The sequence below is a fragment of the Alphaproteobacteria bacterium genome, assembly GCA_025210155.1.
Taxonomy (GTDB): Bacteria; Pseudomonadota; Alphaproteobacteria; order Rs-D84; family CASDRH01; genus JAOASE01.
In genome coordinates this window covers 69,861-93,115 of sequence record JAOASE010000012.1, presented here as the reverse complement: position 1 = coordinate 93,115, position 23,255 = coordinate 69,861, and the positions used below count along the sequence as shown (strand labels likewise).

22 protein-coding genes, 2 tRNA genes and 1 other RNA gene are annotated in these 23,255 nt (G+C 29.5%); 8 read left to right on the top strand and 17 right to left on the bottom strand.

The genetic code is table 11. The features are described from left to right. Positions 1 to 103: 103 nt before the first annotated feature. Both N4A44_05275 and N4A44_05270 read right to left on the bottom strand, forming a co-directional pair. Positions 104 to 1,231 carry a patatin-like phospholipase family protein gene (locus N4A44_05275; protein ID MCT4553048.1) on the bottom strand — a complete coding sequence of 376 codons (1,128 nt, stop codon included), beginning with the start codon at positions 1,229 to 1,231 and terminating at the stop codon, positions 104 to 106. A gap of 90 nt (positions 1,232 to 1,321) precedes the next feature. Then, the gene (locus N4A44_05270) at positions 1,322 to 1,978 is read right to left on the bottom strand and encodes a hypothetical protein (protein MCT4553047.1); all 657 of its coding nucleotides are present in this window, start codon (positions 1,976 to 1,978) and stop codon (positions 1,322 to 1,324) included. 159 nt (positions 1,979 to 2,137) lie between these two features. On the opposite strand from N4A44_05270, the gene N4A44_05265 reads away from it, so the two are divergent. Continuing rightward, on the top strand, positions 2,138 to 3,439 hold the full coding sequence (locus N4A44_05265) for a UDP-glucose/GDP-mannose dehydrogenase family protein (protein ID MCT4553046.1): 1,302 nt from the start codon (positions 2,138 to 2,140) through the stop codon (positions 3,437 to 3,439). Positions 3,440 to 3,485: 46 nt separating this feature from the next. Here the strand turns inward: N4A44_05265 and N4A44_05260 are convergent, their stop codons facing one another. Further along, entirely contained in the window at positions 3,486 to 4,967 is a 1,482-nt protein-coding gene (locus N4A44_05260) for a SulP family inorganic anion transporter (protein MCT4553045.1), read from the bottom strand. Between the two features lie 163 nt (positions 4,968 to 5,130). On the opposite strand from N4A44_05260, the gene N4A44_05255 reads away from it, so the two are divergent. After that, on the top strand, positions 5,131 to 5,655 hold the full coding sequence (locus N4A44_05255) for a hypothetical protein (protein ID MCT4553044.1): 525 nt from the start codon (positions 5,131 to 5,133) through the stop codon (positions 5,653 to 5,655). A gap of 28 nt (positions 5,656 to 5,683) precedes the next feature. Here N4A44_05255 and N4A44_05250 read toward each other — a convergent pair whose 3' ends face one another. After that, a complete protein-coding gene (locus N4A44_05250) occupies positions 5,684 to 6,721 on the bottom strand; it encodes a glycoside hydrolase family 3 (GenBank protein ID MCT4553043.1) in 1,038 nt (345 codons plus the stop codon). A gap of 128 nt (positions 6,722 to 6,849) precedes the next feature. On the opposite strand from N4A44_05250, the gene N4A44_05245 reads away from it, so the two are divergent. Then, on the top strand, positions 6,850 to 7,200 hold the full coding sequence (locus N4A44_05245; protein MCT4553042.1) for a cupin domain-containing protein: 351 nt from the start codon (positions 6,850 to 6,852) through the stop codon (positions 7,198 to 7,200). Positions 7,201 to 7,351: 151 nt separating this feature from the next. On the opposite strand, the gene N4A44_05240 is transcribed toward N4A44_05245, so the two are convergent. From N4A44_05240 to N4A44_05230, 3 genes are all read right to left on the bottom strand, one after another. Continuing rightward, the gene (locus N4A44_05240; GenBank protein ID MCT4553041.1) at positions 7,352 to 7,954 is read right to left on the bottom strand and encodes an HD domain-containing protein; all 603 of its coding nucleotides are present in this window, start codon (positions 7,952 to 7,954) and stop codon (positions 7,352 to 7,354) included. Between the two features lie 171 nt (positions 7,955 to 8,125). Then, positions 8,126 to 8,201 (bottom strand) — tRNA-Asn (locus N4A44_05235). A gap of 29 nt (positions 8,202 to 8,230) precedes the next feature. After that, positions 8,231 to 8,307 (bottom strand) — tRNA-Val (locus tag N4A44_05230). A 176-nt stretch (positions 8,308 to 8,483) separates the two neighbouring features. On the opposite strand from N4A44_05230, the gene N4A44_05225 reads away from it, so the two are divergent. Further along, positions 8,484 to 9,005 (top strand): NUDIX domain-containing protein, encoded by a 522-nt coding sequence (locus N4A44_05225; GenBank protein ID MCT4553040.1) that lies wholly within the window; start codon positions 8,484 to 8,486, stop codon positions 9,003 to 9,005. 10 nt (positions 9,006 to 9,015) lie between these two features. On the opposite strand, the gene N4A44_05220 is transcribed toward N4A44_05225, so the two are convergent. Both N4A44_05220 and N4A44_05215 read right to left on the bottom strand, forming a co-directional pair. After that, complete coding sequence (locus N4A44_05220) at positions 9,016 to 9,552, bottom strand: inosine/xanthosine triphosphatase (protein MCT4553039.1); 537 nt, start codon at positions 9,550 to 9,552, stop codon at positions 9,016 to 9,018. 83 nt (positions 9,553 to 9,635) lie between these two features. Continuing rightward, the gene (locus tag N4A44_05215; GenBank protein ID MCT4553038.1) at positions 9,636 to 10,472 is read right to left on the bottom strand and encodes a pseudouridine synthase; all 837 of its coding nucleotides are present in this window, start codon (positions 10,470 to 10,472) and stop codon (positions 9,636 to 9,638) included. 280 nt (positions 10,473 to 10,752) lie between these two features. Between N4A44_05215 and rpsU the strand changes: the two genes are divergently transcribed. Both rpsU and gap read left to right on the top strand, forming a co-directional pair. Continuing rightward, a complete protein-coding gene (rpsU, locus tag N4A44_05210) occupies positions 10,753 to 10,959 on the top strand; it encodes a 30S ribosomal protein S21 (GenBank protein MCT4553037.1) in 207 nt (68 codons plus the stop codon). Positions 10,960 to 11,248: 289 nt separating this feature from the next. Beyond that, positions 11,249 to 12,265: a type I glyceraldehyde-3-phosphate dehydrogenase gene (gap, locus tag N4A44_05205; GenBank protein MCT4553036.1), complete on the top strand. Its 1,017-nt coding sequence runs from the start codon at positions 11,249 to 11,251 to the stop codon at positions 12,263 to 12,265. A gap of 59 nt (positions 12,266 to 12,324) precedes the next feature. Here the strand turns inward: gap and N4A44_05200 are convergent, their stop codons facing one another. From N4A44_05200 to N4A44_05175, 6 genes are all read right to left on the bottom strand, one after another. Beyond that, on the bottom strand, positions 12,325 to 12,765 hold the full coding sequence (locus N4A44_05200) for a hypothetical protein (protein ID MCT4553035.1): 441 nt from the start codon (positions 12,763 to 12,765) through the stop codon (positions 12,325 to 12,327). 115 nt (positions 12,766 to 12,880) lie between these two features. Continuing rightward, on the bottom strand, positions 12,881 to 13,807 hold the full coding sequence (locus N4A44_05195) for a SurA N-terminal domain-containing protein (protein MCT4553034.1): 927 nt from the start codon (positions 13,805 to 13,807) through the stop codon (positions 12,881 to 12,883). After that, the gene (gene lptD, locus N4A44_05190) at positions 13,788 to 16,091 is read right to left on the bottom strand and encodes an LPS assembly protein LptD (protein ID MCT4553033.1); all 2,304 of its coding nucleotides are present in this window, start codon (positions 16,089 to 16,091) and stop codon (positions 13,788 to 13,790) included. Before lptD ends, N4A44_05195 begins: the two co-directional genes overlap by 20 nt. A 47-nt stretch (positions 16,092 to 16,138) precedes the next feature. Then, the gene (gene lptF, locus N4A44_05185) at positions 16,139 to 17,248 is read right to left on the bottom strand and encodes an LPS export ABC transporter permease LptF (GenBank protein MCT4553032.1); all 1,110 of its coding nucleotides are present in this window, start codon (positions 17,246 to 17,248) and stop codon (positions 16,139 to 16,141) included. A 256-nt stretch (positions 17,249 to 17,504) separates the two neighbouring features. Beyond that, positions 17,505 to 17,860, bottom strand: a transfer-messenger RNA (tmRNA) gene (gene ssrA / locus N4A44_05180). 36 nt (positions 17,861 to 17,896) lie between these two features. Continuing rightward, a complete protein-coding gene (locus N4A44_05175; GenBank protein ID MCT4553031.1) occupies positions 17,897 to 19,828 on the bottom strand; it encodes a M3 family metallopeptidase in 1,932 nt (643 codons plus the stop codon). Positions 19,829 to 20,009: 181 nt separating this feature from the next. On the opposite strand from N4A44_05175, the gene N4A44_05170 reads away from it, so the two are divergent. Both N4A44_05170 and N4A44_05165 read left to right on the top strand, forming a co-directional pair. Then, entirely contained in the window at positions 20,010 to 20,822 is an 813-nt protein-coding gene (locus N4A44_05170) for a GNAT family N-acetyltransferase (GenBank protein MCT4553030.1), read from the top strand. 68 nt (positions 20,823 to 20,890) lie between these two features. Next, complete coding sequence (locus N4A44_05165) at positions 20,891 to 21,706, top strand: 1-acyl-sn-glycerol-3-phosphate acyltransferase (GenBank protein MCT4553029.1); 816 nt, start codon at positions 20,891 to 20,893, stop codon at positions 21,704 to 21,706. Between the two features lie 18 nt (positions 21,707 to 21,724). On the opposite strand, the gene N4A44_05160 is transcribed toward N4A44_05165, so the two are convergent. Further along, positions 21,725 to 22,042, bottom strand: a complete 318-nt coding sequence (locus N4A44_05160; protein ID MCT4553028.1) for a hypothetical protein — start codon at positions 22,040 to 22,042, stop codon at positions 21,725 to 21,727. Positions 22,043 to 22,158: 116 nt separating this feature from the next. After that, positions 22,159 to 22,944, bottom strand: coding sequence for a septal ring lytic transglycosylase RlpA family protein (locus N4A44_05155; protein ID MCT4553027.1), 786 nt, complete (start codon positions 22,942 to 22,944; stop codon positions 22,159 to 22,161). Positions 22,945 to 23,255: the final 311 nt, after the last annotated feature.

Below are 23,255 nucleotides of genomic sequence, written 5' to 3'. Positions count from 1 at the left end.
GATTAAGAGTCAGTTGCTCTACCAACTGAGCTATCAGCCCTTCCCATAAAACTAAACCCATTATAACTCAGGATTTCAATTTTGCAATTACTTTTTTCACTAATTAAAAAGGATTTTTCTTCCACTCAAAATTATTGTTAGAATCTTTATAAGCTCTATCATATAAAGCCCTCATATACTCTATATCAAAAACAGGATTTTCTCTTTCATGATCAAAATCATCCGGTATATAAGTCAAATTATAATCAATATCATTATTATCTAAAACAACATACATTCTATATAAATCTCCATAAGCCTGATACTTAACAACCGATGCTATAGACCTGCTAAAAATATTAAACATACTAGGCTTAACAACTTCATACTCTGAATGAAGTTTAGAATTTCTAATTATATACATCTTTCTATCATACCCACATTTCTTCTCAAAAACATCTGGTGGAAACAATACATTAGAAACAACACTTCCATCCACATGAACTTCTTTATAATTATTCCCATTATATTCTACATCAAAAAAGACTGGAGGAAATACACCTGGAATAGCAGACGAAGCTAACATAATATTATGAATTAAATCTATAGAATCTTCTCTACCTGAATTAGCAATCTCTCCAATATTCCAAATTATAGGTTTTTGAGAATCTAAATTGGTAGAACTCATATAAAGTCTTCTTCCATTTCTATGTTCAACTGCAATTTTTTCAACAATTTCTTCCGTAATATAAAACTCAAGCTGCTCTCTTAAAGGAGATGTGTCTGCCACAGCCATACCGCCGGTTAAACCATCTAAAACATCTACAAAACCACTAACAAAAATATTTTCTTCTTTCATAGTAGTATACATTTTCTTCAAAGTAGAATCATAATCTTTTCCAAGAAAAGCAAATGGAGCAATCAGAGCTCCAGTACTAACTCCTGTAACAATATCAAACTCGGGCCTACCTCCAGCATCAGACCAACCATTCAAAAAACCTGCTGCATAAGCTCCCTTATCAGAACCACCCGAAATAGCTAAATATGAAATCTCTTCATTATTCTCCTCTGGAAAATCTAAACATGTCTTATCATCAAAATATGTGGAAGTTTCTCCATTCTGTCTAATTGAAGAATGATAATTTTTTACAAGAACTTTATTCTGTTCTAATTTAGGAACTGGCTTATAGATAGGCAGAGAAGAACACCCTGAAAAAAACAAAACGAAAAATGGATATAAAAATCTTTTCATGACTTTCCTCTCTACCAATCAACCATAAAAACATAGCACAACAAACAAACGTTTGCAAGACAAATTAAAACAATTGTTTGAAAAATATTTTTAGAAATTATGCCTTAATCCTATTAACAAAGAATCTGACCCACCTGTAATTCCACCATCAATATTACCAATAGTTCCCCAAGCTCCTGATCTATGATGATTTCTAAGTACTATTTCTGTGTGTTCCCAATTAGGATCTGCAAAAGTAACTTCAAAAGATAAAAATATCAATCCCTTTTCTGTATAATTATCAACCCTTTCTGTTTCAACCTCAGGAACTTCAGATGCTTGTGACCATCCAATTCCAAATTCAAAAGTAGTCCTTACACTATCGTCCCAAGAAAAATTATACCACCTTACATTATTAGCTATATGAAATTCCCAAAATTCTTGATTTCCAAAATGGGGAGAAATACCAAATTCCCACTCTAAAACAACATCTTCCCAAATATAAAAAAATCTTTCTAAATCTGCATATCTTTCACTATATGTAAAGCTCATCATTTCATAACCTGTTAAATCTATATCTCCAACAATTATATCTGATAAATTATTCCAAGTAGTTCTTCCATAAAAAATAGTTAAAGAATCTTTAGGTGTAACTATACCTTTATCCTCTTTGACTTCAAACCAAGACACCTCATCAGCAAACACCTCTTCTGAAAATGAAGCACCCACAAAAAACAATAAAATAAAAAAATACAACGAAAGTCTCATAACAAAACTCCTTATAATCTTCACATTTTAATTTAAACAAAGCTATGCATAAAAATCAAATCAAAAACATATTCAGAATAAGAAATCTAAATTATATAGACTTACCAAACATAATATAATATTATTATTCAAAATAAATTTATTCAAAGGAGTTAAAATATGAAAATTGCTGTTATAGGCACTGGATATGTAGGGTTACCAACTGCCGCTGGTTTTACAAATTTAGGTTTCAAAGTATCTTGCATAGATATAATGGAAGAAAAAATTAATAAACTAAAAAAAGGCATTATACCTATCTATGAACCAGGACTAAGCCAATTAATCAAAGATGGTGTAGAACAAGGTCTACTATCATTCACAACAAGCATGAAAGAAGGTGTTAAAGATGCCGATGTAATCATTCTAGCAGTAGGAACTCCAACTGATCCTGAAACAAACAGAGCAGATATGAAATATATTAAAGGTGCATCAAAAGAACTAGCCCCTCTATTAAATAAATATTGCGTAGTAGTTACAAAATCTACAGTCCCTATTGGAACTGGAAGCATGGTTCAAGATCTAATCAGAAAAGAAAATCCAGATGCAAAATTTGACTACGCCTCTATACCTGAATTTTTAAAAGAAGGTGCGGCTGTAAAAGACTTCTTCAACCCAGATAGAATCGTAATAGGTGTAGAAAGTGAAAAAGCTAAAAAAATCCTAGCAACTATGTACCATTCTTTTGAAGTTAAAGGAACTCCGATTACGTACTATGGAATAAGAAGTGCCGAAGCAGTTAAATACGCCTCAAACTCTTTATTAGGAATAAAAATAAGCTTCATAAATGAAATAGCTAACCTTTGCGAAAAATCAGGAGCAAACATTGAAGAGGTAGCAGAAGGAATCGGATTAGATTCAAGAATCGGTAAAAAATTCTTACAAACTGGACCTGGATTTGGAGGATCTTGCTTCCCTAAAGATATGACTGAAATAGTTGAATACGGAAAGCTTGTTAAAGCAGATCAAACTTTGATTGAAACTGCATTAAATGTTAACTCATCAAGAAAAGTATACTTATCAAGAAGAGCTCTTAACATAATAGGAAGCGGAGAAAAAACTGTAGGTGTTTTAGGGCTAGCATTTAAAGCAGAAACTGATGACGTTAGATACTCTGCTAGCTTCGATGTTGTTAAAGCTTTGCTAAATAAAAACTTCAACGTTAAAGCATATGATAAAAAAGCAATGGAAAACTTCGATAAAGAACTTCAAAACAAAAATGTAAATTATTGTGAAGATTTATACGAATGTGTTTCTGAATGCGATGCAATTATCATAATGACAGAATGGAATGAATTTACAAATATGGATCTTTCAAAAATAAAAGAAAAAATGAAAGGTAATATAATAATAGATTACAGAAACCTTCTAGAAAGAGATGTTGTAGAAAAACATAAATTCAGTTACTACTGTCTAGGAAAATAAAAATCCAAACTAAAAAAATGCTCCATATCAAAATGGAGCATTTATATTATTCTTCAAATAATTTCACCTTACCAAGATGATCTGATCTATCTAACATTTTCTTAGAATCTTTACTTACATTTTTAATAGATAAAGACTTTCCTAACTTGCTATATTTTTCAGACATCAAAACTAAAGCCTCTACCCCTGAGTAATCAAAAATTCTAGCATGAATAAAATTAACTACAACTTTATCAGGATCTTCAGAAGGATTAAATCTTTCATTAAAGTTAGCAGCTGATCCAAAGAATAAAACACCTTTAACATAATACTCTTTCACACCATCTTTAACTTCACTATAATCAATTAATATATTATTTCCCTTCTTCCATGCAAAAACTAAACTTGAAGCAACAATACCTAATCCAACAGCTATAGCTAAATCAGTAAATATAGTTACAACAGTAACCAACACTACCACAAAAGCATCACTCTTAGGTATTCTTCTAATGATCTTGAAACTCAACCACTCAAACGTAGCTATAACAACCATTAACATCACACCAGTTAATACTGCAACCGGAATGGCCTCTATCAAAGACGAAGCAAATAAAATAAATGATAAAAGGAACAATGCGGCTGAAATACCAGACAACCTTTTCCTTCCACCATTTTCCATATTAATCATACTTTGTCCTATCATAGCACAGCCACCCATACCACCAAAGAATCCAGTAATAACATTAGCAAGTCCCTGCCCCATACACTCTCTATCACTGCATCCACGAGTATCTGTAATATCATCAACTAATCTCAAAGTCATAAGAGATTCAATCAATCCAATTGATGCAAATATAATAGCATATGGTAATATAATTTCTAACGTTTCTAATGAAAGAGAAATATTAGGTATATGGAAACTTGGAAGTCCACCTTTAACTCCAGCAATATCACCCACAGTCACAACATCTATATTAAATATATTTACAACCAATGTTATAAAACCAATTGCAATCAAAGCACCAGGCATATTTTTTTTCCACTTAGGTAAAAAGTGCATAATCAACATAGTAAGACCAACTATAGAAAGACTATTAAACAATTTCACTCCTGTAAGCCAATCTCCATTTATTTTAAAACTCTCTAACTGAGATAATAAAATTACAATAGCTAAACCATTAACAAATCCCAACATAACCGTCTCTGGTATAATTCTAGCATACTTACCAAGCTTTAAAGTACCAACTAAGATTTGAATTAATCCCATTAAAACCACGGCTGCAAATAAATATTCAACACCATGTGAATGAACCAATTCAACCATTACTACAGCCAAAGCACCTGTAGCACCACTTATCATTCCAGGTCTACCTCCAAACATAGCTGTAACAAGTCCAACTATAAAAGCAGCATACAAACCTACCAAAGGTTCTACCCCTGCAACGAATGCAAATGCGATAGCTTCAGGAACAAGTGCCAAAGCAACTGTTAACCCAGCTAACAATTCAGTTTTTAAAAACTTTTTTTTCAAATTTTTTATATTTATCATAATACTCCTTTCTTAAATCGGAGGATTTATAACATGGATATAAAAAAACAACAAGTCTTTTATTAGCTAAAACCTAGAAAAATAATAGAAAATAAATAATAAATTTGATTTGGCATAATTCTTTTGATAAAATTTTTACATAAGTTCAAAAAGGAAATTAAAAATGAAAAAAACAATCCTATCTCTATCTATCTTAATTTTAACTACTTCTTGTGTTAAATTACCAAATAGCAATGAATTCAAAACATCTCCTAAAGCAGAAATTTCTTCTTATAACAAAAATAAAATACATAAAATATTTATTGAAGAAAAAGATAACCAAAACGAAATCATAAAAAAAATGAACAAAGAAAAAGTAGAAAGTTCATTCAATAAAATGGGAATTCCGTTCCAAATAGTTGATAAAAAACATTTATCTAATGTACAAATTAAATTAGAAAATAAACATGAAGTAAATCCATCTGAAGGAATAAATGCTGCATTTTTCTTATTATCTTTAGGAATTATCCCTCTATTCGGAGACGATGAAATAGAAGTAACAATAACAAAAAATGGTAAAACAACTAAATCAAGTGAGAAATTTTCAAACATAGCCGGATGGATAACTCTTCCATTAATGCCATTTACAACTTCTGAAAATCAATATAGTAAAAACATTTTAGAATCAACAATAAACAAAAGCTTTTAATATAAACAGTCTTCGGACTGTTTTTTTATTAAGAAATAATACCGTATTTCTTTTTCAGTTTCATTATTCTTTTATATGACTCATCTATTCGCTCTTCAGAAATAACACCTTCCTTTAATTTTTTTAAAATTAAATTTCTAAATTTTATAGCTATATTTTCATCATAATAATAACTATTCGTAATAGTAAAAATATCAATCCCTGCCTCAATACCTCTCAGCACAATTTCTTCAAAAGAATAATTTTCACTTAATGCCTTCATCTCAATATTATCACTAATAATAACTCCATCAAAAGCAAGTCTATTTCTTAACATTCCCTTTAAAATATTTTTAGATAAAGTCGCTGGATATTTATCATCTAAGTTTTTATTAAAAACATGAGATGTCATAATCATATCAATCCTATTATTATTTATTAAATATTCATAAGGTATTAATTCATCTTCACTCCAACTCTCTGTTATATCTACAAAACCTAAATGAGAGTCTACATTAGAACTTCCATGCCCAGGAAAATGTTTAACAGAAGTTAATATATTTAAGTCATTATGAGCTTTTATAAATTGTTCAGAATGTTTAGATACTTTATTTGAGCTTGAAGAAAAGCTTCTATCCTTAAGAGATATAACTGGATTTTTTAAGTTTGTATTAATATCTACCACTGGAGCTAAATTTAAATTAAATCCCAATTTTTTTAATTCTAAAGCCATTTTAAAATACTCTTTATAAGAATATTCTACATCATTTCTATTTCCAATTTTTTTAGCTGAATCTATTTGTTCAAAACCATAATCTTTTTTCAAACGAGAAGCCATACCACCTTCTTGACTAATACCAATAAACAAAGGTATTTCACTCACAGTTGATCTAATTTCATTTATCAACAAAGAAAGTTGTTCAAAACTTTTTATATTTTGCTCAAATTTATTTTCCCCTCTATCATAATCATGTAAATTAACTCCTGAAACAAATCCATTTTCTATCTGATTTTTTATAGCTTCAGGAAGAGAATATCCCTTAAAACCAATTAAAATCATCTGACCAATTTTATATTCAATATCCATACGACCTCCTAAAAACCATAATTAATTATATCAAATATAATAAAAATTATATAGTTTTTTCCTATTTAAATAAAAATTGATTTTTTTTAAAAAAATGATAAAATTAAAACATAAAAAGGAAAATAAAAATGAATTATTTAAAAGTATCAAAAAAAGAAAAAATTACCAGAAGTATAAATTCAAATTATATTATTCACAATTATATCACAAAAGAAGTATCTAAAAATGCCAGCCTTGCTATTTCTGAATTGAATGGAGAACATGGAAAAACAAAAAACATCGAAAGCGATAGAATTTATTTTGTTTTGAAAGGAAGTGGAAAGTTTATTATTGATAATAAAGAGATTGAAATAAAAAAAGGAGATAGTCTTTTTATAAAAAAAGATACTTGGTACAATATTATTGGTAATATGGAATTAATTTTAATAAATACCCCTTCTTTCAATTTTACTAAAGAAGTAACAAATCAAAATTCTTAAAAAGTTCTCAAATACATAAAAAAAGAAGCTCAAAAGCTCCAGATTAAAAGTGGCTCCCTATCTTTGACACAATCCGAACTAACTACTATTCAGAAACAATGAACTTTTTCCCATATCTTAAAGAATAGATAAAAAAACAAATAACCTAACATTATTTAAGAAAATATTTTCCATTTAATGAAGACATGCCTTCTAAAATCCATTCATATCTTTCTTTAAATCTTTCTTTCACCTCAGGTAAAACAATTTTTCTATTCCAATCTTTTTGTGCTTTCTTTATATTAGACTCACAAAGTTCTTCAATAGATTTATCAGAATTATCATAAATATATAAACTAAAAAATGGTCCTATGAAATGAGCTGCCGCATCCGCTGATGATATTATTTTAACCTCAATTGGAGCTTGATTTAAATCTATCTCCATTTTTTTATCATTAAGCTCTACATATTTTATAGATATATCAATGATATCTTTACTAAATCCCAAATCTTCTAATAATTCTCTACCTTTACTTATAGCTAAAGCATCACTCTTATGAAAATTTTCATAATTCTTGGCTAATATTTTTCCATAATCATGAAGCCAAACTAAAATATTCACGACATCCCTATCCGCTTCTTCATAAAAATCACATAACTCATTACAAAGTTTTTCTACAATTTCTAAATGACTTTCTATAAACCAATCTGAATGAATAAAATTTTTATCAGTTGCACATTTAATAACATGCTCTTTTAATTTATCTATTTTCATACTATCCCCCACTTATTATTCAACTTAACAAGTTTATTAACCATATTTAACATAACAAAATTCAATATACTTAGTCAAGATAAACAATAAAACATTTTTAACAAAAATTATAATATATCTTTCACAACAAATTAAAAAAAAATAAGCCTATTCAAAGACTTACAAAAAAAGTGGCTCGGGTAGCTGGCCTCGAACCAGCGACATATGGATTAACAGTCCACTGTTCTACCAACTGAACTATACCCGAACAACTAAACGATAACAATTGAAAATAAATGGTGGGCGATGAGAGCCTCGAACTCCCGACCCCTTCGGTGTAAACGAAGTGCTCTAGCCAACTGAGCTAATCGCCCCTTATTAACAATCTGAAACCGATTATACACAGCAAAAAACCAAAATCAAGAAAAAAATTATAAAAAAATACAATTTCACAAAACTATTAATTTTTTCAAGCTTTTCCTAGCAAATGAGAAGTTTCTATTGACTCAATAAAAGTAAAATAGTTAACTATAATAAACGGAGAATTATCATGAAACATGCCTTTGCAACTTTAGTATTAGTTAAAAACCAAAACAAAGTTCTTATGGTATTTAAAAAGAGAACATTTAACGGAACATATAATCTACCAGGTGGACATAAACACAATTACGAAACATTCGAAGAATGCGCAATAAGAGAGTGTAAGGAAGAAACAGGAATAATTCCTCAAGATCTAAAAAGAATAGGATCTTTATATTTCTCATTCGAAGGAAAAGATGCCTTTACTGATGTTCAAATATTCTTAGCAAAAAATCACAAAGGAAAAATAATCCACGAACAAGAAGAGTGTAATTCATACTGGATAGACAGAGCAGAAATTCCTTATGATAAAATGCTTCCTGCTGATAAAGAATTTATACCAGAAATAATAAATGAAAAAGAAAACACTTTCTATAAAGTTCACTTCAACAAAGATAAATCTTATAAAATAGAAAAACTACAAAATGAAATAAGCTATACTATAGATGGAAACAAAAGTAGTTCTAAACTCCACAATCTATACAATGGATAGAACATCTATTTTACCCATAAACTTTACCATTAAATTTATGTAAAGTTAAAGCCCTTATAGTATTTTGTTCAACCTCAATTGCCCTATCTATTTCTCCATTAGTTAAATGCCCCTGCACACCCAGAGCATGTTTAGAATTTTCAACTCCAAAATATTCATTAACAGCACCACTAATTCTACCTTTTTCTTCTATCAATCTTCTAAGATCTTCTGGAATTTGTATCAAACCACTATTTCCAACTCCAATGATTTCATTATCATTAGATAACACAACAACAAAACCGGTTAAAAACAAATCATTAAAATCATCTAAAAAAGTTAAGCCGCCCTCAACTCCAACAAAATAGTCTCCATCTATTTTATCTTTACAAAACTCTGCTCTATTTTTAGCACCTTTTAATACTTCACTTCCCGGAACAGGCTGTGAAGAAACACCTGAAGGAGCATCAACTCCAATAATAGAAATATCCTCATCAAAAATTCTTGTAAATGCTATTTTTACAGCTTTCAACTTTAAGGGATTTTTAGTTCCAACTATAACTTTCATACCAAGATCCTTATATATTTTCCCCTCATAAATTAAAGACTAGTATAGTAATTTAATAAAAACAAGAAATTATATAAAAAACTTTACCTAACTAAACTCTTAACAACAGGTCTTTTAATAATTTCACCTCTCTTAAGACCTTCCAAATTATAAGGTCCATAAGACAATCTACTCAACTTAGAAACTACAAATCCAATCTGTTCAAATGCGTTCCTAATTTCTCTATTTTTACCTTCAAAAATTCTCACTTCACACCAAACAGATTTACCATCTCCTTTATTAAAAGAATTCTTCGTAACTATCTTTTTACCTTTATTATATCTAACAACATCCTCTTCAACATAATCAATAATTTTAACATCAAAAGGAGAGTAAGAAACTTTCTTACCAGTCTTTTTATCTTTAAAAGAAATTCCCTTTCTCAAAGGATTTAAATCTTTATCATCTAATTTCTTCTTACTAAAAACCTTAACTCTATAAACTCTTTCTAACTTAGCAGAAGGATGCTCCAATTTATTTTTCAAATCACCAGAATTAGTCATCAACAGAATTCCCTCTGTATTAAAATCCAATCTACCAACATAAAGCAAATTAGAATTTTCTTTAAGAATCTTTTTCCCAACAGAGCTATCTGCTATAACATCATAAATAGTCTTTCTACCTTTTTCATCTTTCTTAGAGCAAATACACCCAGTAGGTTTATAAAAAGCAAATATCTTTTCTTCTCTTTGTTCATCCATAGAAACTTTTAAAACACTACCTTCTATAACAATTTTATCCTCAACAGAAACTTTAATAGAAGGTTCTTCAACAACCTTTCCATTAACCTTAACTTCTCCATCAAAAATCAAACTCTCAACCTTACGTCTAGAGTATTCAGAATTCCCTGCAATAAATTTAGCTATTCTAACTTTTTCCATCAAACAAACCTTTTTATTAAATTTTCATTCATTATATATACTAAAGATAAAAATTGAAAACAAATTATTTTTTACAAGTATTTTTTTTCAAGAAAATTAAAGTAAATTTTAATTTTTAGGAGTTTATAAAAAATAAATGACTGAAAATCTAACAATTGATACTTTAATTAAAATTGAAATAAAAGACGAAGTAAAAAAAAGCTTGATTTTTCAAAACTTATTAGTAAACTAACGGCATAAATTAATTACCAAAGACCTATCTAAGGAGGTGAATGTAAAAATGGTAAAAGTATTCGTTAAAGATAACAACGTTGAAAAAGCACTAAGAATTGCTAAGAAAAAAGCCCAAAAAGAAGGTCTTTTCAAAGAAGTTAAAAGTAGAAGATATCACGAAAAACCTACAACTGCTAAGAAAAGAAAAGCAAACGAAGCTGTTAAACGTGAAAGAAAAAGACAATCAAAAGAAAGACAAACTCTAGGTTTCTAGTTTTTCTAAAGAAAGTCAAATTTCAAAAAGATATAAAAAAGGCCTCCAATAGGAAGCCTTTTTTTATTTTATAATTTTCCCTTGCAATTAGACTCCCCACAAGTAAAATATATCTCAGATAAATTACATTCTCCCAAATGTTCATCTGACGATATCTACTCTTGAAGTTTTTAAAGATTTTGCCCAGATGATAAGAAAAAATGTTCTGCAGTGTACATATAGTACATAAAGGTTATTTTTTCACAACAGATGGGTGAAATACTTAAAAACCAATGAAGGAAAATATAAAATGACTAAAACTAAAGTAGCAATCAATGGTTTTGGTAGAATCGGAAGACTTGTTTTCCGTGCTTTACTAGAATCTGATAGAACAGATATTGAAGTTGTAGGTATTAACGATTTAGCACCTGCAGATATGAACGCACACTTATTAACTTGGGACTCAGTTCACGGTAAATTACCATTCGACATCACTCTTGATGGAGACCTAATGAAAGTTAAAGATCAAAACGTTAAAATGTGCAGCGAAAGAAATCCTGAAGATTTACCTTGGGGTGACTTAGATGTTGATATCGTATTCGAATGTACTGGTATCTTCTTGAAGAAAGAAATGGCTTCTAAACACATTCAAGCTGGTGCAAAAAAAGTAATCGTTTCTGCTCCATCTCCAGACGCTGATTTAACAGTTGTTTATGGTATTAACCATGACAAAATCACTGCAGACATGGACGTAATCTCAAACGCTTCTTGTACTACAAACTGTCTAGCTCCAGTTGCTTACGTTTTAGATAAAGAATTCGGTATTAGCCACGGTTTCATGACTACAATTCATGCATTCACTGGTGACCAAAGAACTGTAGATACTGCACACAAAGATCCTTACAGAGCAAGAGCTGCTTCTGTTTCAATGATCCCAACTTCAACAGGCGCTGCTAAAGCTGTTGGTCTAGTATTACCTCACCTAAATGGTAAATTAGACGGAGTTGCAATCAGAGTACCAACTGCTGACGTATCTCTAGTAGACCTTAAATGTGTACTAAACAAAGAAGTTACAGCAGAACAAATCAATGCAGCTATCAAGAAATATGCTGAAGGCGAATTAAAAGGCGTTCTAGGTTACAACGAACTACCTTTAGTATCTGTTGATTACACTACAAACCCTAACTCATCAACTTTCGATGCACCAGGCACAAAAGTTATGCAAGACGGTTTCGTAAGAGTTATGACTTGGTACGACAACGAATGGGGCTTCTCTAACAGAATGTTAGACACTGCTGCTGCATTCGCTAAAACATTCAAATCATAATTAATGATTGATAAAAAATTAAGCTCCCAATCGGGAGCTTTTTTTTAACATATAATATCTTAATGATTAGGATTTTTAGGTATTTCAATACCTATTTTCTTTAAACGCACAGAGATGGCATCTCTAGCATCACAATTTCTATTATGCCTCGAAACTTCACCTGAAAAAGAAAAGATTTTCAACTCAATTAAAGTATTAAAATAGATAGATAATCCCTCAGCAGATCCATAAGAAGAAGTTACCTCATTTATTATTTTATACAATTTAAGAAAAAACTCTTTGCATAAATCCAGATAGGGTTCCACTTCGTTAGTTTCAATGGAAGTATTTTTTCCTAAAATCAATTGAGGATCTTCTTTTCCATTTTCCAATAAAAATTTAACAAGAAAAGGATGTTCTCCAGATTTAAAAACAAATTCCAAATTTCCTTCTTTTAAAATAGAAATCCTAAATCCACGATTTAAATCAGAAACTTCGTTTATAATATATTTTATATCCATAAAAATAATTTAAAGTTATTAATAAACTAAAGCATATCAACAAACTCACTCATTTCAAGTAAAAAAGAAAGCTCCAAACAGGAACTTTCTTAGATAAAAAATCTACTATTCAACCCTAGTAGTAAACTACAACTGCATTATCCTTTAATTTTTCATAATGCATCTCAGAGAACAATTCCATCTTTTTACCCAATTGACTAAACTTAATTCTATCCCTTAAATCCTTAGGTAGTTTTTCAGCACCCTTTCTAGCTGCCTTTTCACAAACATAATAAGAAACAAAAGTTCCATCAACATCGTTTATAGGATTAGTCAACTCACCCTTTTTAACACCTTCCAATGCAGAAATAACATTAGGTCTCAAATCCTTAACGGTAACAACTCCTAACTCACCAGATCCAATAACACCCCTTTCCTCAACATGCTTGTTAAAACCAGAACAAGTAAACTTTTTTCTTCTTAAAGTATTAAACATCTCACTAACCTTACCCTTAGGATAAATAATTTGAGACAACTTATATTTAGAAGCATAAACATCATGTTTTCTAACAGTGTCCTTATAAATAGCATCAACATCTTTTTCATCAATATCTACAGAATGAAAATAAAAACTTCTTATAAATTTACCCCAAGCAATTTCAGTTCTAATCTGTTCATAAGCATTATCCTTATCTATCCCTACATCATTTGCAATTTTATCAAAAGAACCCTTTGGCAAACCATTTCTAGCCTCAATACCTCTAATAGAATTTTTCAATTCTTTAGGGTCAACACTAACATTATATAAAGATAACTCTTTAAGTTTTATTTTATCAGAAATCATACCTTCCAAAACAATTTTTTTAAATTGTTTAAGAGGTATCTTTTTAAATTGATCACTCAACGATCTTTGAAATTGAACCCTCTTATCAAGTTCATAACTAGTGATAATACTACCATTAACTTCTGCTAAAATCTCAACATCTTCAGCCTTAATATCTTTAAGAATCACAAACATACTTAAAAACAAAAATACAAAAAACCTACCACATAAATTCATCATCTTTCTCCCAATTGAAATTATCTATATCAATACCATTCTCTCTTAAAACTTCTTCACTCTTATTTCCATCTGTATTTCTAAAAGATATCTTTATAGAAAAAGAGGTAGACCCTTTATAATCTCTATCATTAGAATTTTTTCTATCTGCAATAAGACCGATACCTAAACAATCATTAACAAACTCAACACCCATTTCCCATTCACTCAAAGAAGATGTTGATAAATTATAAATAGATCCACCTGTTAAATTCCAATTATCAGTTAATTTAGTTTTTACCATAGCTCTAACTTCTTCTGTTCTATCATCATCTGAAGTAGAAGTTTCATCCACAAACGCAGAATAAATATACCCCATATCTATCCAATAATTTTTTTGAAAAGATCTAAATCCTAAGTCATTTCTATTAAACTCATAATTATCCCCATCCAATCTAAATCTATAATAAAAATCAAGAGATGAAGAATATTTAAATTTAACAGAACCAACCGCATCAGTAAACCCTTCTCTCAATCCTGATCCTTCTGGATAAATATTTTCAGAAGAATCTACATATCCTTGACCAAAGAACATACTAAGATGTTGCTCACTATCATCAAACATAACGTCCCAATTAACACCAGCATTAAACCTATTACCAGTTTCTATTAAATCAGATCCTCTATATCTATTATCAGAGAATAAATTATTTTCATCTAATTCCGTATCCAAACTATCCATGTTTAAAATGTCACTATCATGCAATCTAGAATTATCAGGAGATATAATAGCTTGAACAACTGGCTCTATAATAGAACTAAAAGATTTACCCTTTTTAAATAAAGGATACTTTAAAAGAACATTAAGCTCCGGATAAATTCTAAATTCATTACCACTCTCAGGAACTTCTGAAGGATCAACCTCTCCATAATAAATATCATCCATAAAGTAAAAATCACTCTTTAAAGCCAAAGAAGTATCTGCAACAATTCCATTATCAAAAATATCTTTATAATGTCTCTTCAAATCAAAAGAAAATCTAGTATTATATGAATCTTCAACATTTTGATAAGAATTTCTATTAGTCCATAAATTAACTAAACTTGAATCAAAACTCCAGAAAGTACCTTCATCACTAACATCAGTTTCATAATAATAATACATTTGAGGCATAACTTCAGGACTTTCATTGCCATCTGAACTATCTTCATAATATCTCAAATCCTGATAACTAGTAACACCCAAAATAAAATAATTACTATCCCAGTAAGCTCCTGTCTCAATATTAGATGTTAACCAATCATTATGAGTTATATCATATTTTTTAGAAAATGTATCATCTGATGCCCTTCTAATATCTAAATCTAATTTCCAAACATCTGTTAATGTAAACTCATTTCTACTATTAACATACCATCTTTGATCGTCTGTAGTTTTTTCATTTATATAATATCCATCAAAAAATAAATTTCCGAATGTTAGTTTTCTTCTATATTCCATTCCTGAAAGAAGACCTTCATCCTTGGTAAAAATAGGTTTTAATGTCATATCCTCATGATCTGAAATATCAATAAATAAAGGTGTAGAAATATAGGATCCATAATTTTTCTTTCCAAACTCAAAAGGAAGTAAACCCGTCTTTCTTTTAACATCAAAAGATGGATATGCCATATAAGGTAAATAAAACACAGGAAAATCCCAAAGATAAAAAATATTATTGTATGCATAAAGCATTTCAGCATCAGTATCTTGAACTAACCTACCTGAATATAATGACCAAGCAGGAACTTCTTTTTCTTTATCCTCACTCTTTCCATCAACAACTTTTTTCTGACACTTCTTAAAATCTTCAACATCAAAGCCAATATCACAGGCAGTATAATCAACGCCTCTAAAAACATTTTTATAACTATTTTCTCTACCTAAAGAATCTGCCACCATATGTCCACCATCCGAAGAGAAACCTTCCATAGTTTTACCATGAACATTACTCATATCAGAAGAGCTAACTAAACTATTTAATTTAAAAAAGTTATCTTGAGCATCAAACTCAACATCTCCAACTAAAGAAAAAGTATCATCCTTAGAATTAAACTCAAAATAATCCGCTGTCATTTCAAGATCTTCTTTATAAATCCTAATACCACCAGTAGAATAAATTATAGATTTTTGATCATCATAAGTTATATCTTCTATTTCAAACTTAAGATCTTTTGACTTAGTATTAATTTCTTGAGAAAAAACCTCTTTAGAAAAAAGAGTTCCTAAGAAACAAACTGAAATAAATTTAAAAAATTTCACTCTCATACTAAGCCCAATTCTATAAAAATTTTAAAAGAAAACCAAGTAAAAAATTACCTACTATTTTCTCTATTAAATCTCCATCTTAAAAATACTATCAAAACCAAAGTTAATACATATGGTATGTAAATAAATTCATATGACTTTCTAACAAAAGAAAATGCACCTATATAAACAGAATAAACAAATAAACAACTTATAACTGAAGTAAATACAGGCTTGAAATTACCTTGTCTAGAAAATCTAGCACTCAAAATAAACATAGCACAAATCATACCAAAAATTATATTATAAAAAGGCATAACAAACCTCTTGTGTCCTTCAACTTTATATTTATTAATCTTATCTTTTCTAACAAAATCCCATTTTTCAGCAGTCAATAACTTATATGTTGAAAGTTCTTTAGGCTTAAAGATCTTCATAGACTTCTCTTTTGCCAATCCTAAATCAATAGTATAATTTTCAAACTTACCAAAAGTAATTCTATCTTCAGATCTAGTTTCACCAGATTTAGACTCATGCAAGGAACCATTTACAAGCACAACTGAAAAACCTTTCTCAGTTTTCAAAACCTGTCCTTTTTCAGCATAAATAGTTTTACTAGATTTTTCTCTAGAATCGTTAATGAAAATGTCATATAAAATATTACCTTTAGTGTTATCAACATAAACTGTTAAACCACTAGCCAAGTCATTAAAGGTTTTTTCTTTCAAAACAACCTGAGATAAATCTCCAATAAAATCCGTCTTATATTTCTTAAATGCAACAGCAGAATAAGGTGCGATAAAATGATTTAATAAAAAATTTAAAATAAATAATAAGACTGAAACAACAAAAATAGGTTTATACAATGCTTTCAAATCCATTCCCACAGCCTTCATAACAATAAGCTCTCTATCAGAAATAAGCTTATTATAAATAAACAACACCGCTATCAAAAATGCTATAGGCAAAACAATTGCAACCAAACCTGGCAATAAATAACTTGAAAATCTTAGGAATGATAAAAACGGTAAATTATGAGAGAAAAACAGCTCTATAAGTCTAATAATTTGAGATAACCAAGCAATACCAAGTAAAACAAATACAACAACACCAATAGCTGTTAGCAATTGCTTAATAATATATTTATCCAAAGTCTTTATATCTAAGAATTCTCGCATTCTTTAGTACACCTTTTGCTCAAATTTAAATCAGAATTATATTATAACATACAAACCTACAAATCCACAAAAAAATAATTGAAAAAACCCTCTTTACAAATCGATATCCACATCAAAAGCACTTTCAAAAAAACTTTTTCAAGTATTTTAATTCAAGGAAGTTAAATTAAATTTTAAATTTCAGAAGTTTATAAATAATAAATGACTGAAATTTAACAATTGATAATTTGATTTAAATTGGATTAAAAGGCAAAGAAAAAGCCCCATTCTGTTGATAGGAAGGGGCAGACCTCACTTAATACGCTCATTATGTATCAAGAATTTTGTCGCTTAAGCGTCCTAATTAGGCAGCTATAGCTGGAGCGTAATTTCTATTAGCACTCATTTGTTTTAATCAAATTTTAACGAGTTTAAATCACTCTCGAAAACAGCTCTTATCTTTATTGTATCTGTCGATCCTGATTAGCCCCAACTCTATAAACAATGAGCAATTATTTGGTGGAGCTAGTGGGAATCGCACCCACGTCCAAAATACCTATTCCATAAAAGGTTTAGTTTTATAGTCCAAAGGACATCCTAATTATAGGATTTAAAACAAACAAAGTCAAGTTCAAGAAAAAGAGGCCTATAAAAGACCTCTTTAAAAAATTATAAGTTAAGTTCTTTCATCAACTCTTCAGCTTCATCCAACCACTGCTTAATTGAAACATTAACACCATTAACCCAGAAATCTCTAGAACGAGGATCCAAACCAAATGGACTCATTAAATCAACAGCACCTTGAGTACCACCTTTTTCTAACATTTCAATATAAAGTTGTTCAAATTCACCTTCTTTAAAATTATCTTTAACTGCAAATAATGATTGAGTATATAATTCACCAAATGCATATGCATAAACATAGAAAGGTCTTCTAAAGTGATGTACATACGACCACAAAGGAGCTACATGTTTATAATCAAACATTTCACCATCTTCACCATAATATTTCTTAGTCGCATCCAAATACATATTATTAAAGTCTTCCATTAATAACTCACCTTTTTCTCTAGCATCGTGAATCATAATTTCAAACTCAGAAAATGAAATTTGTCTTAAAACTGAATTCAACCAATCATTAGATTTATCCAATAACATAGCTAATTTTTTCTTCTTATCATTCTCTGATTTAATCAAATTATCAAATAACAGCATTTCACCAAAAATAGATGCTGTTTCAGCATAAGGCATTGGAGCATTATGCATTAACTCACCTTGCTTTCTTTCTGCTAAAATACCATGAAGAGAATGTCCAATCTCATGTGCAAGAGTAGAAACATCTCTATCTTTACCTTTATAATTCATAAGTACATAAGATTGTTCTACATTATCTGGCAACATAAATGAATAAGAGAACGCACCTCCATTTTTACCTTCATAAGCCGGAGCATCAACCTTTTCATTCACAAAGAAACCTTCTGCCATTTTTCCAAGCTTAGGAGAAAAAGCACTATAAGAATCTACCGTCATTTTTACAGCATCTTTCCATTCAATAATTTCTTGCTTAGTTTGCAATGGTTTTGCATTTCTATCAGCCCAACTTAGAACATCCTTATCCATAAGTTTAGCTAAAATTTTATAATATCTCATAGCCTGCTCTTTACCTTCTTTAGCAGCAACATCATGCAAAGAATCAACTATCTTTTTATCCAACATATTAGCAATATTTCTACCTTCCATTGGATAAGTCAAACCTCTTTCTTTTCTCATAATAGTAGCAAGACCCATAATATTATTCATAGTCTTAGCTTCCATTTCTACAAAAGAAAAACTATTTCCTTTATCAGCCAAAGTATTAGAAAAAACTTCCAAAGCTTTCTCTCTTCTTTCAGGATCTATATCGTTATTCAAGATATCGATTATCTTAACCATAGGTAATTTTTCACCTTCAAAATCAAACCTAATTCTAACCTCTAGTTCACTCATAGCTTGACCCCAAGGAGAACTATTAAAACCACTAGTCTTAGTTAAAATTTTCTCAACACTCTCTTCCAAGTTATACTTAGCATTTTCAATAACCTTATCTAACATAGGTTTATGAAATTTAATCATATCAGAAGATTTCAAAAGCTCTTCATACTTCTCAGGGGAAATTACACCTATCTCAAGATTTATAAATTCTGTTTCAGCTCCCAATTGAGATAATCTAACGGAATAATCCATTTCCAATTTTTTCAATTCTTGATTAGTTTCGTCTTGAGAAGACAACAATCCTAAATAACCAAAAACTTTATTTTCCAATTGGCTTATAGCAATTTCCTTATTCAAAATTTCTTCAAGGTTATCAGCAACCTTCCCTCTATATTGAAGCAAATCCTTAGTCATTTCTTCAATTTTAAGAACATCTTTTTCTATTTGAGGATCCTCATAAGAGCTATATCCAAAATCCTTTAAATTCCATCTAGCTTTTTCCAAAGTCATACTATCCAAACCTTTCTCACTTATAACATTTTCATTAAAAAAATAAACTCCACCTAAAACCACAGAAGCACCTAAAAACAATGCCAACTTAGAAGATGATTTTTTACTATTTTCTACCATTAATATCCTCCCAAAATCTTTCACATTTCAATCAAAATAATAAACTAAGAATAGCTTTTTTTCAACAAAATAAATCTAAAAAATTTTTTACTAGATTTGAAATATTTTTTATTATAAAATACCATAGATAATTTAAAAGGCGCTACAATTTAAAGCTCCAAAACAAATTAAAAGGATTATTATGAAAGAACTATATTTATCTAAAGTCGGAAATATTGAAGCTAGACTTACACAATCAAAAGAAGAAATTGTAGCATGCCAAAAATTAAGATATAAAATATTTTTTGAAGAACTTGGAGCTAATTCAGGAGTTGAACAAAATCCAAAAGTTCATGAAGAAAAAAGAGACTTCGATCAATTCGACGAAACATGTAATCATATCATAATGTATGACACAACTATTGAAGGTTCTATGGAAGATAAAATTATAGGAACTTATAGACTTATTGAAAAAGAACATATTTCTGAAATTGGACATTTCTTCTCTCAGTACGAATTTGACGTATCTTCATTAATGAATTACTCAAAAGGAAAAGTTCTTGAACTTGGTAGAGCTTGTATAAAAGCAGAATATAGAAACAATATAGTTATGAAACTTCTTTGGAATGTTATTGCTGACTACTTCTTCAAAAACGATATTAAACTTATGTTTGGAGAAGCTGATTGGCCAACTACAAATGTTGAAGAAATCAGAGAGGCTTTATCTTTAATAAAACTATACTCTAAAGAAAACCCTGTTGCAGAAGAATTATCTGTTATAAAATCAAAACAAAAAACTTGGGATGAATTAGACCTAATTCCTGAAGAAGAATTAAATAAAAAGAAAGCTCTAAAAGATATCTTACCTCTTATAAAAGGATATATGAGAATCGGTTGTAATTTTGGTAACGGAATATATGTTGACCCACTTTTCAATTCAACATCTATATTAATCCTTTTAGATATGGATAAATTAGATAAAAAATATTTCGAACACTATGCTAAAAAGCAATAAGAAATTTATTACAATTTAAACCTAACAAAATAATTTTCATGAAAAATTTATTAAGAAAGGGAAACCAAATGAAAAATTTATTTATGACTATAATAGCTTATATTAGACTAACATGTTACTTTATAGTAACTCTATTAATGTTCATAACTATATTTCCATTTTCTTGGTTCAGAATAAACCCTAAATACTTTAGAAAATTTTGGTGGAAATTTTATAAAGCCACTATTAACATAAAAGTTGAGAAAGAAGGGACATTAGTAAAACACAGACCACTTCTAATGATTACCAATCACACTTCTTTTATAGAAATTACTGCTTTAGGGGCAACAATTAATCCTGCTTTTGTACCAAAGGCTGAATTAAGAAAAATGCCACTTCTTGGAACTATCATGGGTAAAGCCGGATGCATGTTCATTGAAAGAAATCCAAGAAAAGCAAAACAAGAAACTGCTAAATTAGCTGAAAAACTTTCTAAAGAAAAATCTCCATTACTAATATTTCCTGAAGGAACTACTAACAATGGAAATGAAATAAAACCTTTCAAATCAGCTATGTTTAATATAGTAGAACACCAATTGGGTCGTAAAGATATTAAAGAAGATGAAAAACTTTACATACAACCAGCTGTTTACTATATCAGTAATAATAAAAGCAAAAAATCCACAGCTAAAGAAAGAGAGTTTTATGCATATTATGTAAAAGAAAACCCTTCTCAAGAAGAAAGCTTCATTCAATATATGATTAAAATACTTAAAGCTGGAAAAATTAAAATCAAAATGAAACAATTAGATCCTATAGATCTATCACAATTTTCTGACAGAAAAGAACTAGCAGAACACTGTCACAAAATTATAGAAAACGAATATAAAAAAATGATTAAATAAAAAATAGGGTTGCTTAAATTAAGCAACCTCTTTTTTTTCTTCAATAATTGAAATTTTTATTTCATTAGACAACTTCATCTCAAATTCAATTTCATTAAAAATCCCTAACAAAATAGAATCATCTCTATATTTTTCAATATCTAATAAAACAAAGTTCAATTTCATATAATCTTCATTCTCTTCACTAGGAATAAAAAAGTCTTTCAAAAAACGTTCTTTAACTTCCCTACTATACTTATTAGCAAAACTAAGCTTTAAGTACCCATCCATCTCCACAGAACCATCTAAAGAACTATATAGATCCTTATTAAATAATTCTATCAAACATCTTCGCATACTAATCAATTTAAACATTAAACTAATAAGACTCTAAAACATTAAAAAAAACAAATCAATAAAAAAAATCGACCCCGAATTGAGGTCGAATTTAATTTTTAAAGTAATAATTTGTACTATCTAGCAAAACCCTTACCAAAACCTTGATTTTGTAATGTATTAATCATAGATTTAGCAGCTGCTTTAGAATCAAATCCTACAACCTTAACTTTAGTTAAACCAGAAGCTGTCTTTTCAGTAACAACATTGTGACCTGCATCTGAAAGTCTTCTAGCTAATGCATCAGCATTCATATGATTTCCAAAAGCACCCATTTGAACATAGTGATCGGTATTCATTACTGGAGAAACAGGTTTTTTAACTTCTTCAACAACTGGAGTATGTTGTTCAAAAGAAACTGGTTCTGAAACTTTAGGTTGCTCTACAACTTTATCTTCAACTTGCATTTCAACAACTGGAGCTTTAGCTGTACCTTTATTCAATAATTCTGCTTTCAAAGCTTTACTTTCTTCAGGTAATATTTCTACTTTAACTGTAGAATGACCATCTTTAACAAAATCTAATCTTTCAGCTGCAGCTTGAGAAAGGTCAATAATTCTATCTCTAGCAAAAGGACCTCTGTCATTTACTTTAACAACTACAGATTTACCATTTGAAACATTAGTAACTCTAACAACTGAAGGCATAGGTAAAGTTCTGTGAGCCGCAGTCAATGCTGATGAATCAAAAACTTCTCCATTAGCTGTAAAGTTTCCATTATCTTCTGAGCCATACCAAGAAGCTTGACCAACTTCAGCATAATAATAATCTTCATAAGGGAAATACCAAACACCATCAATTTTATATGGATCACCTACTTTATAAGTCGCAGTTGGAGTCCCTTTATAAACAGCTGTATCCATCGCTTTATCAACTTCAGAAGAAACTTTTTCCACTTTCTTAGAGGCATCCTTCTTAGCTTCTTCAGCAATTTTTTCTGCTGTTGTTTTAGTATTTGTTTCTAACTGTTCAATGTCTACATTAACTTTTTTATCAGCAACATATTCACCATCAAAAAATTCTGAATTCAAATCTTCATTTGCTTGGTTTGAATTTAAAGGAACTGTAGCCGTTGCACAGCCTGCTAACAAAGCAATTAAAGAAATATTAACTATAGATTTTCTCATATTATCCCTCTCCATATTAATAATAACAAAACCATTATATCATTTTT